The sequence below is a fragment of the Streptomyces sp. NPDC048434 genome, assembly GCF_043200375.1.
In the GTDB taxonomy this organism is placed as follows: Bacteria; Actinomycetota; Actinomycetes; order Streptomycetales; family Streptomycetaceae; genus Streptomyces.
The window spans coordinates 29978-50325 of sequence record NZ_JBICXQ010000039.1 but is presented as its reverse complement, the minus strand read 5'-3'; the positions used below and the strand labels follow the sequence as shown (position 1 = coordinate 50325).

General features: G+C 72.2%; 17 protein-coding genes. 5 read left to right on the top strand and 12 right to left on the bottom strand.

Features of this window, described 5'->3' with window-relative positions; translation table 11 throughout:
* Nucleotides 1–64: 64 nt before the first annotated feature.
* Nucleotides 65–931, bottom strand: coding sequence for an Fpg/Nei family DNA glycosylase (locus ACGFWI_RS34760; RefSeq protein WP_393910046.1), 867 nt, complete (start codon nt 929–931; stop codon nt 65–67).
* 145 nt (nt 932–1076) lie between these two features.
* Between ACGFWI_RS34760 and ACGFWI_RS34755 the strand changes: the two genes are divergently transcribed.
* Nucleotides 1077–1430, top strand: coding sequence for a putative quinol monooxygenase (locus ACGFWI_RS34755; RefSeq protein WP_393910045.1), 354 nt, complete (start codon nt 1077–1079; stop codon nt 1428–1430).
* A gap of 199 nt (nt 1431–1629) precedes the next feature.
* Here the strand turns inward: ACGFWI_RS34755 and glnA are convergent, their stop codons facing one another.
* Entirely contained in the window at nt 1630–3039 is a 1410-nt protein-coding gene (gene glnA, locus ACGFWI_RS34750; RefSeq protein WP_393910044.1) for a type I glutamate--ammonia ligase, read from the bottom strand.
* 337 nt (nt 3040–3376) lie between these two features.
* On the opposite strand from glnA, the gene ACGFWI_RS34745 reads away from it, so the two are divergent.
* Nucleotides 3377–3844: an RDD family protein gene (locus ACGFWI_RS34745; RefSeq protein WP_393910043.1), complete on the top strand. Its 468-nt coding sequence runs from the start codon at nt 3377–3379 to the stop codon at nt 3842–3844.
* Nucleotides 3845–4190: 346 nt separating this feature from the next.
* Here ACGFWI_RS34745 and ACGFWI_RS34740 read toward each other — a convergent pair whose 3' ends face one another.
* The 4 genes from ACGFWI_RS34740 to lipB form a co-directional block, all read right to left on the bottom strand.
* Entirely contained in the window at nt 4191–4901 is a 711-nt protein-coding gene (locus ACGFWI_RS34740; protein WP_393910042.1) for a DUF4191 domain-containing protein, read from the bottom strand.
* Between the two features lie 10 nt (nt 4902–4911).
* A complete protein-coding gene (locus ACGFWI_RS34735; protein ID WP_393910041.1) occupies nt 4912–5130 on the bottom strand; it encodes a hypothetical protein in 219 nt (72 codons plus the stop codon).
* A gap of 210 nt (nt 5131–5340) precedes the next feature.
* Nucleotides 5341–6291, bottom strand: coding sequence for a lipoyl synthase (gene lipA, locus ACGFWI_RS34730; RefSeq protein ID WP_393910040.1), 951 nt, complete (start codon nt 6289–6291; stop codon nt 5341–5343).
* Between the two features lie 173 nt (nt 6292–6464).
* Entirely contained in the window at nt 6465–7289 is an 825-nt protein-coding gene (gene lipB / locus ACGFWI_RS34725; protein WP_393910039.1) for a lipoyl(octanoyl) transferase LipB, read from the bottom strand.
* Between the two features lie 273 nt (nt 7290–7562).
* Here lipB and ACGFWI_RS34720 point away from each other — a divergent pair, with 273 nt between their 5' ends.
* Nucleotides 7563–9017 (top strand): regulator, encoded by a 1455-nt coding sequence (locus tag ACGFWI_RS34720; RefSeq protein WP_393910038.1) that lies wholly within the window; start codon nt 7563–7565, stop codon nt 9015–9017.
* 21 nt (nt 9018–9038) lie between these two features.
* On the opposite strand, the gene ACGFWI_RS34715 is transcribed toward ACGFWI_RS34720, so the two are convergent.
* From ACGFWI_RS34715 to ACGFWI_RS34705, 3 genes are all read right to left on the bottom strand, one after another.
* Complete coding sequence (locus ACGFWI_RS34715) at nt 9039–10439, bottom strand: FAD-dependent oxidoreductase (protein ID WP_393910037.1); 1401 nt, start codon at nt 10437–10439, stop codon at nt 9039–9041.
* 225 nt (nt 10440–10664) lie between these two features.
* Nucleotides 10665–11549 (bottom strand): TIGR01777 family oxidoreductase, encoded by an 885-nt coding sequence (locus ACGFWI_RS34710; protein ID WP_393910036.1) that lies wholly within the window; start codon nt 11547–11549, stop codon nt 10665–10667.
* A gap of 104 nt (nt 11550–11653) precedes the next feature.
* A complete protein-coding gene (locus ACGFWI_RS34705) occupies nt 11654–12172 on the bottom strand; it encodes a DUF4240 domain-containing protein (RefSeq protein WP_393910035.1) in 519 nt (172 codons plus the stop codon).
* Between the two features lie 241 nt (nt 12173–12413).
* Here ACGFWI_RS34705 and ACGFWI_RS34700 point away from each other — a divergent pair, with 241 nt between their 5' ends.
* Together ACGFWI_RS34700 and ACGFWI_RS34695 are read left to right on the top strand one after the other, a co-directional pair.
* Complete coding sequence (locus tag ACGFWI_RS34700) at nt 12414–14318, top strand: hypothetical protein (protein ID WP_393910034.1); 1905 nt, start codon at nt 12414–12416, stop codon at nt 14316–14318.
* Between the two features lie 114 nt (nt 14319–14432).
* Entirely contained in the window at nt 14433–15353 is a 921-nt protein-coding gene (locus ACGFWI_RS34695; RefSeq protein ID WP_393910033.1) for an SDR family oxidoreductase, read from the top strand.
* Nucleotides 15354–15423: 70 nt separating this feature from the next.
* On the opposite strand, the gene ACGFWI_RS34690 is transcribed toward ACGFWI_RS34695, so the two are convergent.
* From ACGFWI_RS34690 to ACGFWI_RS34680, 3 genes are all read right to left on the bottom strand, one after another.
* A complete protein-coding gene (locus tag ACGFWI_RS34690; protein WP_393910032.1) occupies nt 15424–16428 on the bottom strand; it encodes a helix-turn-helix transcriptional regulator in 1005 nt (334 codons plus the stop codon).
* 266 nt (nt 16429–16694) lie between these two features.
* Entirely contained in the window at nt 16695–19367 is a 2673-nt protein-coding gene (aceE, locus tag ACGFWI_RS34685; protein ID WP_393910031.1) for a pyruvate dehydrogenase (acetyl-transferring), homodimeric type, read from the bottom strand.
* A gap of 263 nt (nt 19368–19630) precedes the next feature.
* Complete coding sequence (locus ACGFWI_RS34680; protein WP_393910030.1) at nt 19631–20254, bottom strand: GntR family transcriptional regulator; 624 nt, start codon at nt 20252–20254, stop codon at nt 19631–19633.
* Between the last annotated feature and the right edge of the window lie 94 nt (nt 20255–20348).

Sequence of the window (20348 nt, the reverse complement as noted above, 5' to 3'; positions counted from 1 at the left end):
TTCCCACCAGGCACCGAGCCGAAGGGCCGCCACCCCGCACCGGGTGGCGGCTCTTCGGTGCCGCCTACTTCAGCAGCCGGGACATCCGCCGATCCGCAAGAATCCTGCCCCCGGTCTGACAGGTCGGGCAGTACTGCATCGACGAATCGCTGAAGGACACCTCGCGGATCGTGTCCCCGCACACCGGACAGGGCTCCCCCTTCCGCCCGTGGACCCGCAGCCCGCTCTTCTTCTCCGCCTTGAGGTTCCGCAGGTCGATCCCACGGGCCCGTTCGACCGCCTCGCCGAGCGTCGTACCGATCGCCTCGTAGATCCGGCCCACCTCCTCCTCGGAGAGCTTGGCGGCGAGCTTGAACGGCGACATCCGCGCCGCATGCAGAATCTCGTCCGAGTAGGCGTTCCCGATCCCGGCAAGCACGCTCTGGTCCCGCAGCACCCCCTTGATCTGCCGGCTTTCCCCCGCCAGCAGCCCGGCGAAGGCCGCCGGGCTGAACCCCTCGGCGAGCGGATCGGGCCCGAGCCGCGCGACACCGGGCACCTCACCCGGATCCCGTACGACATGGACCGCAAGGTGCTTCTGGCTGCCGGCCTCCGTCACATCGAACCCGGCCCCCTCCGGCTCGACCAGCCGCACCCGAAGCGCCAACGGCCCCTTCCCGGGCCGCGGCGGCGCCACCGGCAGCTTCTCGCTCCACCGCACCCACCCCGCCCTGGCCAGGTGGATGACCAGATGCAGCTCCCCGACCCGGAAATCGAGAAACTTCCCGTGCCGGGTCACCTCATCGAACGTCCGGCCCTCCAGCGCGGTAAGGGGCGGGTCATAGGTCTTGAGCGCATGCACGGCCACCGGATACACCCGCCCCACGCAACGACCGACCAGCCGCTCGGCCAAAAACCGCGACAGGGACTCGACCTCCGGCAATTCAGGCATACCGCCAGTCTGCCTCGGAACGGGGGGATCGGAGCGCTGAGCGAGACAGCGGGGGAGCGGCCGGTCACGCCGGCACCTCATGAGGGGTGAGCGACGGGCGACGAAGTCACCCCGGCCGTGGGCACCGATCTGCTCTACTGCGGGCATGACGATCTTTGTGCGCGCGCGATTCGATGTCCATGACCAACGACGGGCCGAATTCGAGGAGTTGGCGCTCGCCCTGCGCAAGCAGGCGAGCGAGGAACCCGGCACCCACAACTACCGGTGGTTCTCGGCCGGTGCCGGCAGCTACCTGGTGCTGGAGGAGTACACCGATGAAACTGCGGCCCTGGAACACAACGAACGTGGGGCAGAACTGCTGGCACGTGTGGGCCGGTGCGCGGAGATGGTCTCCGCAGAGATCTATGGCCCCATCGGGCCCGGTCTCCGTGAATGGGTCCGGTCCCATCCCCAGGCCACCACCTTTGCGGACTTCCCCGCTCACGGCGTCGAAGACTGAGACACGATCCGCCGCCCTCACCGCGCGCCGCCGGCCGCTCACGCCGCCTGCAGCGTTCCGGAGGGAGACCACGATCTCCCTCTGACACAAACACCGCCACCACGAAAAGGCCGTCGGCCGCGCCTTCCGAAGGGAAGGACACGGCCGACGGCCCAAAGACGTCCCAGCGAGCGGAGAACCGCTCCGACCTGTGGCGTTCTTAGATGTCGAAGTACAGCTCGAACTCGTGCGGGTGCGGCCGCAGCTGGATCGGGGCGATCTCGCTCGTGCGCTTGTAGTCGATCCAGGTCTCGATCAGGTCGGAGGTGAAGACGCCGCCCTGCTGGAGGTACTCGTTGTCGGCCTCAAGGGCGTCGAGGACGGCCGGGAGGGAGGTCGGGACCTGGGGGACGCCCGCGTGCTCCTCGGGGGCGAGCTCGTAGAGGTCCTTGTCGATCGGCTCGGCCGGCTCGATCTTGTTCTTGACGCCGTCCAGGCCCGCGAGGAGGAGGGCGGAGAAGGCGAGGTACGGGTTCGAGGACGGGTCCGGCGCGCGGAACTCGACGCGCTTGGCCTTGGGGTTCGAGCCCGTGATCGGGATACGCATGGCCGCGGAGCGGTTGCGCTGCGAGTAGACCAGGTTGACCGGGGCCTCGAAGCCGGGGACCAGGCGGTGGTAGGAGTTCACCGTCGGGTTGGTGAAGGCCAGCAGCGACGGGGCGTGCTTGAGGATGCCGCCGATGTAGTAGCGGGCGGTGTCCGAGAGGCCCGCGTAGCCCTGCTCGTCGTAGAAGAGCGGGTTGCCGCCCTGCCACAGCGACTGGTGGACGTGCATGCCGGAGCCGTTGTCACCGAAGATCGGCTTGGGCATGAAGGTCGCGGTCTTGCCGTTGCGCCAGGCGACGTTCTTCACGATGTACTTGAAGAGCATCAGGTCGTCGGCGGCGGCGAGCAGCGTGTTGAACTTGTAGTTGATCTCGGCCTGGCCGGCGGTGCCGACCTCGTGGTGCTGGCGCTCGACCTGCAGGCCGGCCGCGTCCAGCTCCAGGGAGATCTCGGCGCGCAGGTCGGCGAAGTGGTCGACCGGCGGGGCCGGGAAGTAGCCGCCCTTGTAGCGAACCTTGTAGCCGCGGTTGTTCTCCTCCGACCCGGTGTTCCAGGCGCCCGCCTCGGAGTCGATGTGGTAGAAGGACTGGTTCGCGCTGGTCTCGAAGCGCACGCTGTCGAAGACGTAGAACTCGGCCTCGGGGCCGAAGAACGCGGTGTCCGCGATGCCGGTCGAGGCGAGGTAGGCCTCGGCCTTCTTGGCGATGTTGCGCGGGTCGCGGCTGTACTGCTCGCCGGTGATCGGGTCGTGGATGAAGAAGTTGATGTTGACGGTCTTGTCGCGGCGGAACGGGTCCACGCGAGCCGTCGACAGGTCGGCGCGCAGCGCCATGTCGGACTCGTGAATGGCCTGGAAGCCGCGGATCGAGGAGCCGTCGAAGGCGAGTTCCTCGGCCGGGTCGAACGCCTTTGCCGGGATCGTGAAGTGCTGCATCACACCGGGCAGGTCGCAGAACCTGACGTCGACGAACTTCACGTCCTCGTCCGCGATGAACTTCTTGGCCTCGTCGGCGTTCTGGAACATCCAACTCCTCCTAGCCCGGTCACCGGTCGGCGGACGCGGGATTGCTACTCGGAACGCGACCATGTGCGGTGGCGCGTTGCCCGACCATAGGCAGGCGGGATTTCCCAAGCATGACCCATTTGTTTCGCCGAGGTTAACCGGCGCGCGGCCGCCCTTCCTCCCCAGTGTGCGCCACGGAAGGGCGTTGCAGACCTGCTGAGCTGCCGTCTTCTGCGGGGGTGTGCCGAGTCGTCCCGGCGCTCCCGGCCGGTTCCCGCGCCCGCCTCGTACGGCCTCGGATCCCGCCGTTTCCGGCCCTCCGGGAATCGAACGTATGCGGTCGCAGTACCGTGGTCGGGTGGACAACAGGCAAGCAATCGGATCGTGGATCTCCGGGCCCCGCGCGGCAGCCGAGGACATGGGTGTCGAGTTCGGATACCGCGGGCAGCAGCTCGGACTGCCGGAGACGGGGCCGGGCTCGGTCGCGCGCCCCGGGCGACGCTTCGCCGCGCTCTTCCTCGACTGGGCGCTGTGCATGCTCATCGCGTTCGGACTGCTCAGCGGCGGTAAGGCGCAGTCGGCGAGCAACTGGGCGCTGCTGGTCTTCGCGGTGCTCAGCGTGCTGACGGTGGGCACGGTCGGCTTCACGCCGGGCAAGCGGCTGCTGGGCCTGCGGGTGGTCGCCGAGGGCAGCGGCCGGATTTCGCTGCCGCGGGTCGTGCTCCGCACGGTGCTGCTCGTCCTGGTCATCCCGGCCGTCGTGTGGGACCGGGACGGGCGGGGCCTGCACGACCGCCTCTCGCGCGCCGTCCAGGTCCGCATCTGAGCCCGTACGACGAGCCTTCGGCCCGTACCTGAGCCTCCCGCTCCCCGGGCCTCCCGCCCCTGAGCCTCCCGCCCCCTACGTCGGGCTTGTCGCCCGGTTCCTGGATCCTCCTTGCCCGTGCGCCGGGCATTCGGCGCGCACCCGGGCTCGTCCTGCCCGTACCGGCCCGGCAGCTGTGCCACGGTGCGGGGGCGCGGGCGAAGAGGCGGTGCGACAGCCCTCCCCTCGCGGGCGCGCCCCCGCCCCCCGGCATACAAAACGCCCCGGAGCCACAGGCCCCGGGGCGTCGCCGTTCGGTCAGGGTGTCGGGTCCGTCGGCCGGGCGCAGGCGCGGCCGACGGCACGGTCAGCGCGTCTTGCCGCCGCCCTTGGGCATCCGCATGCCCTTCGGCATGGGGCCCTTCGGGACCGGCATGTTGCTCATCAGGTCGCCCAGCGCCTTGAGCCGGTCGTTGACGGCCGTCACCTGCGCGCCGGGCAGCACCCGCGGCAGCTTCAGCAGCGTCGTCCGGAGCTTCTTGAGCGGCACCTGGCCGTCGCCGTCGCCGACGACGATGTCGTGGACCGGGGCGTCGGCGACGGTGCGCGCCATCCGCTTCTTCTCGGCGGCCAGCAGACCGCGGAGACGGTTCGGGTTGCCCTCGCCGACCAGCACGATGCCGGCCTTGCCGACGGCGCGGTGGACCACGTCCTGGCTGCGGTTCATGGCCACCGCGGGGGTCACCGTCCAGCCGCGGCCGACGTTGTCCAGCACGGCGGCCGCCGCACCGGGCTGGCCTTCCATCTGCCCGAAGGCAGCGCGCTCGGCGCGCCGTCCGAAGACGATCGCCATCGCGAGGAAGGCCAGGACGAAGCCCAGGATTCCCGCGTAGATGGGGTGGCCGATCGCGAAGCCGATGGCAAGGAGAACGCCGAATACGACGATGCCTACACCAGCGACGACTAGACCGACCTTGGAGTCGACCCGACGGGTCATCTTGTAGGTCTGGGCGATCTGCTTCAGCCGCCCGGTGTTCTCAGCGCCGGCAGCGCCGTCTGAGTTTGCCTTCCTCGCCATACAGCGAAGTTTACGTGGCGTGCGGGCGCTCGGTCGCCGCGGCCTCCAGTACGTACTCGGCCTCGTGGCGGTCCTTGGCGCGGCGGCGGTCCTCCAGGACCGATGTCCAGGCGTTACGGCGGGCGGTGCGCTGCCCGCCGCGCATCAGAACGGCCTCGACGGCGCGCAGTGCACCGGTGACCGTGGGGATGGGGAGGGCGGGATTGGCGCGGAGCGGCGCGGCCTGCATGGTGGTGACTCCCTCTGATCTGTTCGGAGAAGCAGGAGTAGGTGCGGGAGCGGTGCGTGCATCCATCGTCACGGAAAGGTGTTACCAACGGATGACCTGCCGGTCAAACACCGATGAAACGTTGACGCGGCCCCCACGCCCCCCGTCAGGGGGAGTGCGGGCCGCGTCCTCAGCATGTGCCACGTTTCACAAGATGGCGCGCCGGGGAAATCAAACCGCCTGACTGGACGCCTCGACCTCGCGCCGCGCGACGGCCTGCTGGTAAAGGCGGCCGGCGCGGTAGGAGGAGCGGACCAGCGGGCCGGACATCACGCCGGCGTAGCCGATCTCGTCGGCCTCCTCCTTGAGCTCCACGAACTCGGCGGGCTTGACCCAGCGCTCGATCGGGTGGTGGCGCACGGAGGGGCGCAGGTACTGGGTGATCGTGATGAGCTCACAGCCCGCGTCGTGCAGGTCCTGCAGCGCCTGGCTGATCTCCTCGCGCTCCTCGCCCATGCCCAGGATGAGGTTGGACTTGGTGACCAGACCGGCCTCGCGGGCCTTGGTGATCACCTCGAGCGAGCGCTCGTAGCGGAAGCCGGGGCGGATCCGCTTGAAGATCCGCGGGACGGTCTCGACGTTGTGCGCGAGGACCTCAGGGCGGGAGGAGAAGACCTCGGCCAGCTGCTCGGGGACCGCGTTGAAGTCCGGGATGAGCAGCTCGACGCCGGTGTCGGGCATCGACGCGTGGATCTGCCGGACGGTCTCGGCGTACAGCCAGGCACCGCCGTCCTCCAGGTCGTCGCGGGCGACGCCGGTGATCGTCGCGTACTTCAGGCCCATGGTCTGCACGGACTCGGCGACCCGGCGCGGCTCGTCGCGGTCCAGCTCCTGCGGCTTGCCGGTGTCGATCTGGCAGAAGTCGCAGCGGCGGGTGCACTGGTCGCCACCGATGAGGAAGGTCGCCTCGCGGTCCTCCCAGCATTCATAGATGTTGGGACAGCCCGCCTCCTGGCAGACCGTGTGCAGGCCCTCGCTCTTGACCAGGCTCTGGAGGTGGTTGTACTCGGGACCCATCTTCGCCCGGGTCTTGATCCACTCGGGCTTGCGCTCGATGGGGGTCTGGCTGTTCCGGACCTCCAGGCGCAACATCTTGCGTCCGTCGGGTGCGACTGCGGACACGACCGGCTCCCTACGACTTCGTTTCTTCGGCGTACACCAGGGTACGCCCGTTGATTCGCACGTCTTGACGTGCGGGGCAACCGCCTATGGCGGGGTTGCATTCCCGGCGGTCTCCGGGGTGTCCGGGCCGGGCGGCGGTCCGTCCCGGGTGCATGGCCGGCGACACCGTCCGGTCAGACCGCGCGGGGGAGCAGTTCGGCCCCCTCCAGGACGTCCCGCAGACGCTTCTCGACGACGGGCAGTACCTCGGCGATGGTGATCTCGCGGCCCAGCTCGTTGGCCAGCGAGGCGACGCCGGCGTCACGGATGCCGCACGGCACGATCTTGTCGAACGAGGTGTTGTCCGGGTTCACGTTCAGTGCGAAGCCGTGCATCGTGACGCCCTTGGCGACGCGGATGCCGATCGCGGCGAGCTTGCGGTCCTCGCGGCGCTGGCCGGCGTTGGACGGCGCGTATTCCGGACCGTTCAGCCGCGGGTCGAACAGCTCGTCCGTCACCCGCGGGTCGAAGTCGAGGTTCAGCCCGCCCAGGGCCGCCCGCTCCTCGGCCGTGCCGACGGTGTCTCCCAGGACCCACACCCCGCTGCGGCCCTCGACCCGGGTGCCCTCCACGCCGAACTCGGCGCAGACCCGGATCAGCGCGTCTTCGAGACGGCGGACATGCGCCACGACGTCAACCGGGCGCGGCAGTTTCTGGATGGGGTAGCCCACCAGCTGGCCGGGCCCGTGCCAGGTGATCTTCCCGCCGCGGTCCACGTCGACGACCGGGGTCCCGTCCAGCGGGCGCTCGTCGTCGGACGTACGGCGTCCCGCGGTGTAGACGGCCTGGTGCTCCAGCAGCAGACAGGTGTCGGGCAGCTCGTCGGCGAACCGGGCGGCGTGCACCCGGCGCTGCTCCTGCCACGCCGTTTCGTACTCCACGGCGTCGGCGCCGAAGCCCAGATGCACAAAGCGCAGCCCCTCGGGTACGGGGGTCTCCCCCCGAGAGATCGCAGTCACGGCAGCTCCTCTTCGAACCTTTGTTGCACTTTGCTGCAACGTTGATGCCACTTCGCGCCCATGCCACTGTACGGCCGCCGTCTCCGGGCCCGGCAGGCGGCTGGTGTCCGCCCTTCCGTCCCTGCTCACACGATCGGATGAACGCGGGGAGCAGGCGGCGAATATGCCGCCGAAGGCCGTTACATTCACGCCGTTCCACAAGGGCGATGAGCATGCCGGACAGGGTCCGCCGAACCCGGCAGCGGCCCGGAAGGCAGGAGACCGGTAAAGCTGATGACGGAACGACCCCCGCACCACACGCCCAACCGCCAGCTCGCCGCGCTCATCGCCGAGGCGGGATTCTCCAATGCCGGGCTGGCCAGACGGGTTGATCAGCTCGGCATCGAGCACGGCCTCGACCTCCGCTACGACAAGACATCGGTGACCCGCTGGCTGCGCGGCCAGCAACCCAGGGGCACCACCCCCGCTCTGATCGCGGAGGTGTTCACCCGCAGGCTGGGGCGCCGGCTGTCCGCCCAGGACCTGGGCCTGGACGCCTGTGCGCCGGTGTACGCCGGACTGGAATTCGCCGCGAGCCCCAGCGAGGCGGTGGACATCGTCAGCGGCCTGTGGCGCAAGGACTCCGGCAGCCACGCCGAGCTCCGCAAGATCGCCTTCACCCCGGCCGGGCTCGTGGTGCCCAGCCGGGACTGGCTGATCGGACGCGCCGACGAACGCGTCGCCCGCGGCGAGACCAATGGCGACGGGGCGGGCCGGGTACCCGCCCAGAGCCGGGTCACGGTGCCCCGGCAGCGCCGCACCGACCGGGTCGACCGCACCCAGGGCTCCAAGGTCACCTCCGGCGACATCGCGGCGCTGCGCTCGGTCGGCGAGCTGTTCCGGGCGCTGGACCACGCCTACGGCGGCGGTCACGCCCGGCAGGCCCTGGTGCGCTATCTGGAACACGAGGCCGAGCCGATGCTCCGCGGCAGCTACGGGGAGGCCACCGGCCGCCGGCTCTTCGCGGCCGCCGCCGATCTGACCCGGCTGGCGGGCTGGACCTCGTACGACATCGCCGCCCACGGGCTGGCCCAGCGGTACTTCGTCCAGGCGCTGCGGCTGGCCCAGGCCGCCGGGGACCGGGCGTACGGGTCCTACGTCCTGGTGACGATGAGCAGGCAGGCCGTCTACCTGGGGCACGGCAGGGAAGCCGTGCAGCTGGCGCGGGTCGCCCAGCAGGGCATCGGCAGCAGCGCGCCGCCCGCCGTGCAGGCGCTGCTGCACTCCGCGGAGGCGCGCGGCCACGGCGTCCTGGGCGAGGTCCGGGCCTGCACGGCGGCGCTGGCCCGCGCCGAACGGGCGCTGGAGACCGTCCGCCCCGGTGACGACACCCCGTACTGGGCGCGCTTCTTCGACGAGGCGCAGCTCGCCGACGAGCTGGCGCACTGCCACCGCGATCTCCAGCAGTACCGCGCGGCCTCCCAGCACGCCGAACGCTCCCTCCAGCTGCGCGCGGCCGGCTTCGCCCGCAGCCGGCTCTTCTGCCGGGTGGTGCTGGCGACCGCGCGGCTGGGCCTGGGCGAACTGGAGCAGGCCTGCACGCTGGGCGCCGAGGCGGCGCTCCAGGCCTCCGAGATGCGGTCCGTACGGGCCCACGAGTACGTCAGGGAGTTCGAGCGCCGCCTGGAGCCCTACCGGGACGCGGCGGCGGTGCGGGGATACCGCGACCGGGTGGCGGCGCTGGGGTGAGGGCGGGTCCCGCCGTCCGGCTCAGGCCGCCGTGGGCAGGGTGTCCGGTTCCGTGGTGAAGGCCGGCAGACCGAAGTCCTGGAGGAGCGCGCGGGCGGCGCGGCGGCCCGAGTTCAGCGCGCCCTGGAGCGTGCTGGTGTCGCGGTGATCGCCGCACACATAGAGGCCGGCCAGCACCCGCACCGGGCGCTCCGGGTCGTGCGGCGCCGGCATCGCGGGTACGGCGTATGGATCGTGATGGGCGGTCAGCAGCTGCCAGTCGTCGGTGTGCGCACCGTAGATCCGGTCGAGCTGGGGGCGGATCGTCTTGTCGAGCACCGACAGCGGCAGCGTCGCCGCGGCGCCGAGCACGGTCGTGGTGAGCAGGGACCGGCCCGGCGGCGTACGGGACGGGTCGATGGTGCCGGCGGCGTAGGTGAAGGCGACGGGGCCGTCCGTCGGCAGGATCAGGGAGGTGTCGCGGGCCGGTGCGCCGCGGCCCCCGCAGGCCGCCGCGGTGTGGTGCAGGACGGCGACCGGGTGGAAGGCCGGCACCCGCAGTCCCGGCAACAGCTCGGCCGCCTCGCGCGCGCCGGTGGCCACCAGCACCGCCCGACAGGGGATATGGCCGTGCTCCGCGGTGCTGACGCCGGTGGTGGAGACGGCGGTGACCTGCACGGACGTACGGACCGTGCCGGGCGGCAGCGCGGCGGCGAGCAGCTCGGGGACGGCCGCGGCGCCGCCGGCCGGCAGCCACACGGGGCCCTGTGCAAAGGCGCGCAGCGCCGCCGCCGCGCCCCGGCTGGAGCCGCGCAGCTGGGGATCGCACAGCAGCGCGGCCAGCAGGGGCCGCAGGAAGGCGTCTTGGCCGCGGTGCGGGAAGGCGGGGCGGCTCGGCAGGGCATCGCGGATCGGACGGTCCGCGGGCGGGGCGTGGGTGGCGCCGGCGGGGGGAGCGGTGGGGGCGTCGGCGCGGCGGTCCGTACGGCGGTCGATACGGCGGACCGTGCGGCGGTCCGGGTGCTGTTCGGCCCGCCGGTCGGTGAGGCGGACGGTCTGACGGTCCGTCCGGCGTTCCGTACGGCGGTCGGCGCGCGAGAGGGCACGCGCCGCGGACAGCGCGCCCTTCGTGCTCCGGGGCGCGCTGATGCGCTGCGTCCGCTGGCCGTTGTGGACGCTCAGACCGGGTGCGAACGGACGGAGCGTCAGTTCGCTGAGGCCCGGGGTGCGGCGCAGCTCGGCGGCGGAGACGGCCAGCGGCCGGCCGCAGCGGTCCAGCCGGAAGCCGTCGAGGCGGTCGGTGACGGACCGGCCGCCGATCCGTGGCGCTGCCTCCAGGACGGTGACCGACACCCCCGCGCCGGTGAGATGGCGGGCGGCGGCCAGCCCGGCCGGACCGGCCCCCACGATGACGACGTCCACGGCCGATGCGGTGCGCAGCACATGCCCTCCCGAGGTCGGTCCCAACGGCGGCGCACCCGAGTCGTGCCCGGTGCCGCCGGGGGTACCGAGGTGAGGTGTGCGAGGACGGCAGGAAGGCGGCGGTCCGTTCGACAGGGGGCGTCCAAGGGGCGCGCCGACGCGCCCCTTGGCCAAAGCTTCCCGTGTGGCCCTGCAGCTATGCCGCCCGGACGGCGGTGTGACGCGGACGACTCCGCGGCCGGCCGGTTACGCGGCCCGGATCGCCTCGATGATGCGGGGATGGGCGAACGCGAACCCGGAGTCCAGCAGCCGCTGCGGAATGATCCGCTGACTGCCCAGCACATCGCCGGCGAACTCGCCCAGGGCGGCACGCAGGACCGGAGCCGGGACGGAGAACAGCGTGGGGCGGTGGAGGACATGGCCCATCACGGCGGTGACCTCGCGGTTGGTGACCGGTTCCGGGGCCGTGAGGTTGACCGGCCCGGTCAGGCCCTCGGTCTCGATGAGGTGGCGGAGCGCCCCGATGTGGTCCTCCAGGGAGATGAAGCTCCAGTACTGGCTGCCGTCGCCGAGCCGGCCGCCCAGGCCGAGCCGGAAGACGGGGAAGAGCCGGCCCCAGGCGCCGCCCGAGCGTGCCACGACCAGACCGGTGCGGGCGAAGGCGGTACGGATCCCCGCGTCCTGGGCCGGCTTCGCGGCGTCCTCCCAGGCCACACAGAGCTCCGGCAGGAATCCGCGGCCGGCCGGTGCGCTCTCGTCCGTCCGCCGGTCGCCGGTGTCGCCGTAGTAGCCGATCGCGCTGCCGCAGACAAAGACTCCCGGCGGGTTGTCCATGGCGGCGAGGGCCGAGGCGAGGGCCCGGGTGCCCAGGACCCGGCTGTCGCGGATCTCCTGCTTGTAGGCGGCCGTCCAGCGGTGGTCCCCGACGCCGGCGCCGGCCAGATGGACGACCGCCCCGCAGCCGGCCAGCCCGGCGGTGTCGACCTCCTGGTGCTTGGGGTCCCAGCGCACCTCGTCGGCGGCCGTGGGCGCGCGCCGTACGAGCCGGACGACGTCATGGCCGTCCGAGCGCAGGGACCGTACGAGCGCCGTGCCGATGAGTCCGGTCGAGCCGGTGATCGCGATCCGCATGGGGCCATCCTGCCCGCAGCGACGGGTCGGTGGCGACATCCGGGGCCCGGCCCGCCGCGTTCCCCGGCCCGGACCGACTCCGGGTCAGGACGCCGGGGCCCGTCTTACGGCTTGAAACGGTCCCAGAGGGTGGGGAAGCGCTCCGCCATGGACTGGTCGTCGTCGAAGTCGAGGTAGGTGCCGAGCGGTTCGCGGGGCGGCGGCGGCAGTCCCAGATCCGGCATCACCCCGCCGGTCATCTGCTCGTACGCCTCGTCGGCCGCATAGCCCAGCTCCTCGGCGTCGCCGTCCACCGCCTCGTCGAAGTCGTCCACCAGCTCGGCGAGCTGGTCCGGGTCGTGCAGCGCGCCCTCGAAGACCTCGCGGCCCTGGCCGATCAGCCAGCAGCGGAAGTAGTCGAAGGCGTCGTCGCTGGCGCCGCCCAGCATCACGGAGGCCGCGGCCCACAGGTCCCAGGAGTACGCCCGGTTGTAGCGGGCCTCGAAGTGGCGGGCGAAGTCCACGACGGCATCCGGGTCGAGCCCGAGGAGCCGCTCGACCAGCGCGTCGGCCTGCTCCTCGGGGTCGCCCTCGGCGGCCTCGCGGGAACCGTCGATCAGTTCCCAGAACTCCGTCTCGTCCATCACCGCTCCAGCATCTGCCCTGCCGGCGCCCGCCGCATGCGGAGTACCCCGGATGCGACAGGGTCGTTATCCGGATCGGTGACGTGGTGTTCAAACAGGTGACGGGGTGTTCGGATCCGTTCGCTCACCCCGGCCGGTGCGCCGTCGTGTGACCGTCCCAAGAATCACTCGTTGGACGGCGTGCAACGACCGAACGACGGCATATCCACCATTTCGCGAAGGGCTGTTCCAGGCCATGCCCATGGACGAACGCACCCGGGCCGATGTCGAGCGGGCCGAGGCGGCCATCGTCGAGCACTATCCACGGCTCGTCCGCCTCACCTACCTCGTCCTGCCCCCGTCGATCGGCCGCCACCGCCGGGTCCTGACCGCGCACGGCCTGGTCCAGCGGGCGCTGCCGCGGGCCCGGCTGCGCCGGCCGGACGGCGGACTGCCGGCGCAGCGCGGCCCGGCGGCCGAGTCGGGCTACGACGTGGTGCGGCTGCGGGCCCTGCGGCTGGCGCTGGCGCACGAGGGACGGCCGGTCCGGGGACCGGCCGCCATGCCCCAGGTCTGGGGACTGCGGCTCTTCCCGCGGGCCGGCGGCGCCGAGGAACTCGCCCTGGACCAGGCGCTGTCCACCGTCCCGGCGTCGGTACGGGCCGCCCTCGGGCTGTGGCAGCTGGAGGGTCTGGACGAGGACGCCGCACGCAGCGTGCTGGCGCGGGCCGGGGTCGAGGACCCGGACGCGGCACAGCGGGCGGCGTCGCAGGTGGACCGGGAGACCGGGGCCGGTGCCGCGGCACTGCTGAACTCGGGGGAGTTCGACCCGTGCACGGTGCAGACCCGGCCGACGGACCTGCTGCGCCGCCGGCAGCGGGTCCGGGTGGTGCTGGCGCTGACGGCCGTACTGGCGGTCGGCGCGGTGGCCGCGGGGGTGTCGCGCGGTGGCGGGGAGCGGGCGGGACACACCCCGACCACCGCGGAGCAGGCGCTGGACCCGGGCCGGCTGCTGCGCACCCCCAATGATCAGTGGGCGGACACGTCCCGGGTGGACTTCACCGCCTGGCCCGCCCGCGGGCGGCAGGCCGGCGACCAGGAGCTGCTGGCGCGGGCGCTGCAGGTCTGGGCGGCGCCGCCCGCCGACACCCGGATCATGACATCGGCGGGTACCTCCACCCGGCCGCCCGACCATCCGCCGCAGCTGCTGTACGCGGGCCTGATCGACAACGTGATGGTCGTGGTCCTCCACGACGGCGAGCGGCTGGTGCGCTACGCCGAGCCCGAAGACGCCACGCCCACACTGCACTTCGCACGGGTCGACGACGCGGATCTGACGACCGGCGCCGCGCTGGTGATCGGGCGCGGCCACGGCTGGATGCGGTATCTGCTCGCGCCGTGGGCCTCCGATGTGACCGTCCGCGACCTGCTGGCACCGGGCGCCCCGGTGCACGGGCTGCATGTCGCCCCGGACGGGGTCACCGACCGGATCCCGACACCGCCCGAGGGGAACGCCGGCTGCGGGCACTGGCCGGCGGCCCAGTTCCGGCCCTCGACCCGGATCGGGGGGACCGGCGTGAACCCTCCCTTCCTGGTGACCGACCTCGACGACCTCGTCCCCGTCCACCTGACCTCGCTGCCGCCCGGCGGCGTGCCGGGTGGCGGACCGGATGCGGCGACCGGCGCCCCGGCCCTGCAGAGCTGGGCCCGTACGGCCTGCTCGCTCGGGTCGCTGCGGGGCGCCGGCGTACGGTCCGTCAACAACTGGGCGTTCGCCGGGCAGCGCCTCCCGGAGGGCGGCGGCAGCGCGACCTGGGTGTGCAGCCGTGCCGACACCTGGCGCGGGCCCGGCAGCGTGACACTGCAGTTCCTGCCGCCCGCCGCGCGCCCGGCCGACCCCGGGCGGATCGCCGGACGGGCCGCGAACACCGCCGCCTGCAGCCGCTTCGGCACCCCTGTGGTGGGCGACGTCCACTGGCAGGCGAAGTCCGGCAAGTGGTATCTGCTCGCGGCCGGCAGCCAGGAGGTCGGCGGCATCGACGCCACCGGCGGTGTACGGGCCACCGGCAGCGGGAGCACGCTCTTGGCGCCGGCCGGGCAGCACGCCCCGGCGCAGGTCGTCGGACGGCTGCGGAGCGGGGGGAGCGTGCGCGCGCTCCGTCCGTAGGCGCTGGGCGGATCGCTGTACGGCGGCCGGTGAATCCGGACAGGAGATGTCGGGATTCACTGTCACGGTCGCCGTGTACGGATGCGAGGCACCTGACAGCGAGGAGTGGCGTACGTGACGGGACAGCAGGAACTGGCGGGACAGGTGGCGCTGGTCGCCGGGGCGACCCGCGGCGCCGGCCGGGCGATGGCGGTCGAGCTGGGGCGGGCCGGCGCCCTGGTGTATGTGACGGGACGGACGACCCGGGAACGGGTCAGCGAGGTCGGCCGGGCCACGGAGACGATCGAGCAGACCGCGGAGCTGGTGTCCGAGGCGGGCGGCACCGGCATCGCCGTACCGGCCGACCATCTGGACCCGGCGCAGGTCAAGGCGCTGACCGAGCGCATCGACCGCGAGCAGGGCCGGCTGGATGTGCTGGTCAACAGCATCTGGGGCGGCGACCGGCTGATCGAGTTCGACACCAAGCTGTGGGACCTCGACCTGGAGAACGGGCTGCGGATGTTCCGCCTCGGCATCGACACCCACATCATCACCAGCCATTACGCCCTGCCCCTGCTGATCAGGCGGCCCGGCGGGCTGGTGGTCGAGATCACCGACGGCACCGCCGCCTTCAACCGCACCTACCGTGGCAACCTCTGCTTCGACCTCACCAAGAACGCGCCGCACCGCATCGCCTTCGGTCTCGCCGCCGAGCTGAAGGAACACGGCGGCACGGCGGTCTCGCTCACCCCCGGCTTCCTGCGGTCCGAGGAGATGCTCGACCACTTCGGGGTGACGGAGGAGACCTGGCGCGACGCGGTGGCCGAGGAGCCGCACTTCGCCATCGCCGAATCGCCGGCGCTGATCGCCCGCGGCGTACGGGCGCTGGCCGCCGACCCGGCCAGGGAGCGCTGGAGCGGCCGGTCGCTCTCCAGCGGGCAGCTGGCGAAGGAGTACGGCTTCACCGACACGGACGGCTCCCGGCCCGACTGCTTCGGCTACTTCGAGGACGTCGTCTTCGGCGGGAAGGACGCGAGCGCGGACGACTACCGCTGAGGGCGCCGCCACCGCTCAGGGGCGTCGGGCGGTTCACGGCCGGACGGCCCCGGGCCGGCCCGCGCCCTTCCTATGCGTACAGCGCGGTCGTCCGGCGGGCGGCCGACGCGAAGCGCTCACGCAGCCCGGGGGGCGCGAGTATCTCGCCCTCCGGGCCGAGCGTCAGCAGCTGCGCGAAGGCGACCTCGGCGGACTCCACGGCGAGTGTCACGGTCAGCCGGCCCAGCTCATCGGGACCGTCCGCGCTCCGCGCCCGTGCGATGGCCTCGTGGGCCGCGGCGCGTTCGGTGACGTACGGCAGCTGCCGGACGCCGCTCGGGGAGAGCCGCAGCACCACCTCCTCGCGCAGGATCGACCGGGCGAACTGGGCCGCCCGCTCCGCCCAGAACGCCGGGAGGTCGAAGGAAACGTCACGGGTGAACCGCCCCCCGTCGTCGGCGTCCGAGGTCCGGCCGCTCCCGGCGAGTTCCACGGCGGTGAACCGGTCGACCCGGTAGACGCGGTGGTCCCCCTCCGTACGCGCCGCCAGATACCAGACTCCCGCCTTCAGCACGAGGCCGTACGGCTCCAACTCCCGCTCCACCTCGGTGTCCTTGCGGAGGTAGCGGGCGGCGATCCGGCGGTCGTCCCAGACCGCCTCGGCGATCACCGGCAGCAGGGCGGGCGTCCCGGGCTCCTGATACCAGCCGGGTGCGTCGAGGTGGAAGCGCTGGGCGGCGCCCGTCGCGGCATCCCGCAATTCGGGCAGCAGGGCGGCGGAGACCTTCAGCCGCGCGGCGGAGGCGGCGTCGGCCAGGCCCATCTCGCGCAGCGCGGACGGCACCCCGGACAGGAAGAGCGCCTCCGCCTCGCTGCGGCCGAGGCCGGTGAGGCGGGTGCGGTAGCCGCCTATGAGGCGGTAGCCGCCGGCCCGGCCGCGGTCCGCGTAGACGGGCACCCCGGCCTCGGAGAGGGAGAGGACGTCCCGGGCGACCGTACGCTCGGAAACCTCCAGCTCGCGCGCCAGCTCGGCGCCCGTCATCGACGGGCGCGCCTGGAGCAGCAGCACCATCCTGATCAGCCGGGCAGCACGCATGTGTCCATCATGCCGCGGGCCACTGACAACGCCCGGGGCGGCGGCGGGGCGCGGCCCGTGGGGACCCGTCGCCCCGGGGTGGAAGAAAGCCGGCCCGGCCGGAGTCAGGGCATGGCCCGGCCGGGCCGGTGGTGGAATCCCGTGCGAAGGCCCCGGGCGCGGGAAGGTGGCCTCCGCACGGGAGTTGGGGTGCCCCTCAGGGGCGGGCGGCGCCCGGCGCGGGCCGGGGCCGCCCAGGAGGCACGGGCCGCGGTGCGGCCCATGACTCACAGGCCGTAACGCTCCCTGGCCTCCTTGACGGTCTCCGGCTTGACCTGGCCCCGGCGGGCGAGGGCGGCAAGCGCCTGGACGACCACCGACTGCGGGTCGACGCCGAAGTGGCGGCGGGCCGCCTCGCGGGTGTCGGACAGTCCGAAGCCGTCGGTGCCGATGGAGGTCCAGTCCTGCTCGACCCACGGCGCGATCTGGTCCGGCACCGCCCGCATCCAGTCGCTGACCGCGACGACCGGGCCGGGTGCCCCGGCCAGCGCACGGGTGACGTACGGGATCCGGTCCTCGCCCTCCAGCCGGGCGGCGTCGCACTCCAGGGCGTCCCGCCGCAGCTCCGTCCAGGACGGTGCGGACCACACGTCCGCCGCCACGCCCCAGTCGGCTGCCAGCAGCTGCTGCGCCTCCAGCGCCCAGTGGATGGCGGTGCCGGACGCCAGCAGTTGCAGCTGCGGGCTGTCGGCCTCGGGCCTGGTGCCCTCGTTGAAGCGGTACAGGCCCTTGAGGATGCCCTCCTCGACGCCCTCCGGCATGGCCGGCTGGACCTTGGTCTCGTTGTAGACCGTGAGGTAGTAGAAGACGTCCTCGGCGTCCGGGCCGTACATACGGCGCAGGCCCTCCTTGACGATGACCGCGACCTCGTAGGCGAAGGCCGGGTCGTAGGAGAGCGCCGCCGGGTTGGTGGAGGCGATCAGGTGCGAGTGGCCGTCGGCGTGCTGGAGGCCCTCACCGGTCATCGTGGTGCGGCCGGCGGTCGCGCCGATGACGAAGCCGCGGCCCAACTGGTCGGCCAGCGCCCAGAACTGGTCGGCGGTGCGCTGCCAGCCGAACATCGAGTAGAAGATGTAGAAGGGGATCATCGGCTCGCCGTGCGTCGCGTACGACGTCGCGGCGGCGGTGAAGTCGGCGAGCGAACCGGCCTCGGTGATGCCCTCGTTGAGGATCTGGCCGTCCTTGGCCTCCTTGTACCAAAGGAGCTGGTCGCGGTCGACCGGGTCGTACGTCGCGCCCTTGGGGGAGTAGAGGCCGGCGGTCGGGAAGAGCGACTCCATGCCGAAGGTACGGGCCTCGTCGGGGACGATCGGGACCCAGCGCTTGCCGGTCTCCTTGTCCCGCATCAGATCCTTGATCAGCCGGACGAACGCCATGGTGGTGGCGATCTCCTGGCTGCCGGAGCCCTTCTTCAGGGAGTCGAAGACCTTGTCGGCGGGCATCGGCAGCGGCCTGGCGACGACCTTGCGGGCGGGGGCCGGGCCGTCGAGGGCGGCGCGCCGCTCGCGCAGGTAGACCATCTCGGGGGAGTCCTCGGCCGGGCGCCAGTAGGGCACCGTGTCGCCCTCCAGCGCGCTGTCCGGGACGGGGAGTTCGAGCACATCACGCATGGTGCGGAACTCCGCCATGGTGAGCTTCTTCATCTGGTGGTTGGCGTTGCGGGACTCGAAGCCCGCGCCGAGGGTGTAGCCCTTGACGGTCTGCGCCAGGATGACGGTCGGCGCGCCCTTGTGCTCGACGGCGGCCCGGTAGGCGGCGTACACCTTGCGCGGCTCGTGGCCGGCCCGGGAGGTCTGGAACAGCTCCAGCAGCTTGGCGTCGCTCAGGCGGCCGGCCAGGGCCTGCAGCGACTCGTTCGCGCCGAAGAAGTGCTCGCGCAGGTAGGCGGCGTCGCGGGTGGCGTACGTCTGGAACTGTGCGTCGGGGGTCTCGCCGAGGCGGCGGATCAGGGCGCCGTCGGTGTCGAGCGCGAAGATCTCGTCCCAGGCCTGGCCCCACAGCGACTTGACGACGTTCCAGCCGGCCGCGCGGAACTGGGCCTCCAGCTCCTGCACGATCTTGAAGTTGGGGCGGACCGGGCCGTCGAGGCGCTGCAGATTGCAGTTGATGACGAAGGTCAGGTTGTCCAGGCCCTCACGGCCGGCCAGCGCCAGGGCGGCGGTCGACTCGGGCTCGTCCATCTCGCCGTCGCCCAGGAACGCCCAGACGTGGGAGTTGCTGGTGTCCTTGATGCCGCGGTGCTCCAGGTAGCGGTTGAAGCGCGCCTGGTAGATCGCGGAGAGCGGGCCCAGACCCATGGAGACGGTGGGGAACTCCCACAGCCAGGGCAGCCGCCGCGGGTGCGGGTAGGACGGCAGACCCTCGCCGCCGGCCTCCTGGCGGAAGTGGTCGAGGTGCTCCTCGGTGAGGCGGCCTTCGAGGAAGGCGCGGGCGTAGACGCCGGGGGAGGCGTGGCCCTGGATGTAGAGCTGGTCGCCGCTGCCATCACCCTCCTTGCCGCGGAAGAAGTGCTGGAAGCCGGTCTCGTAGAGCCAGGCGGCGGAGGCGAAGGTGGCGATGTGGCCGCCCAGGCCCAGCTTGGAGCCGCGGGTGACCATCGCGGCGGCGTTCCAGCGGTTCCAGGCCGTGATCCTGGCCTCCATCGCCTCGTCGCCCGGGAATTCGGGCTCGGCGGAGGTCGGGATGGTGTTGACGTACTCCGTCTCCAGGAGGGACGGCAGGGCGGTGCCTTCGGTGCGCGCGGTGTGCTCCAGGGCGCGGCGCATCAGGTACGAGGCGCGATGCGGGCCCGCTGCCTTGGTGACGGCGTCAAGCGACTCGCGCCACTCGGCGGTCTCCTCGGGGTCGCGGTCCGGGAGCTGGTCGAGCTGGCTGTACGGCAGGCGCACGGGATCGGGCATGGGTGGCCCCTTTCCGGACGGGAGGGTAGCTCGGGGTGCCGTCGCTGTCGGCCGCGTCCTCAGGGTGGACGGCGGGCCTTGACGACACCCCCTACGAGTTCGGCAGGCAGGGTTGTCGCGCCCCGACGGAAGACGATACGCCTCTGATCGATGATCGATCAACGCTCCGCGGACGAATAACCGCAGGTCGGCACGGGGTGCCGCAATATCGGGCACGGCGTGCCAGTCGATTCCGGGGTCGGTCGCCTCTCCCGGACGCCCCGTCAGACCCGAGGTGCGCAGCTCAGCACGTGTGACTTGAGCAAGGCGCCGATCTTCGGGTCACGCCGCCGGAACGCGTCCACGATCTCCTGGTGGTCCTGGGCGTGCGAGCGCGGCTCCGGGCTGAACCAGCGGATCGACAGCGTCGTCCAGACCTCGATGCCCAGCGACTCCCAGGTGTGCAGCAGTACGGCGTTCCCGGCGGCCCGCACGATCTCCCGGTGGAAGGCCACTGTGTGCCGCACCTGCGCCTCCCCGTCACCGGCCAGGTCCGCCTCGCGCAGCGCCGCCACCTCGCGCTCCAGCGCCACGGTGTCCCCGGCCAGCCGCCCGGCGGCCAGTTCGGCGGCCACCTGCTCCAGCCCGGCCCGTACCGGGTAGCTCTCCTTGAGATCGTCCGCGGTCAGATTCCGTACCCGTACGCCCTTGTTCGGCGCCGACTCGATCAGCTGCAGCGACTCCAGCTCCCGCAGCGCCTCCCGTACGGGCGTCTGGCTGACCTCCAGCTCCACCGCGATCCGCCGCTCCACGATCCGCTCGCCCGGCTGCCAGCGGCCGCTGACGATCCCCTCGAGGATGTGCTCGCGGATCTGCTCGCGCAGCGAATGGACGACGGGCGGGGTCATGAGGTGCTCCTTCAGAGCGGGTGGTGACGAGAGGGCCATTATCCGGGACGCGCGGACGGGCCCGGGGCGGCGCAGGGGATCCGGAACGCGCAAA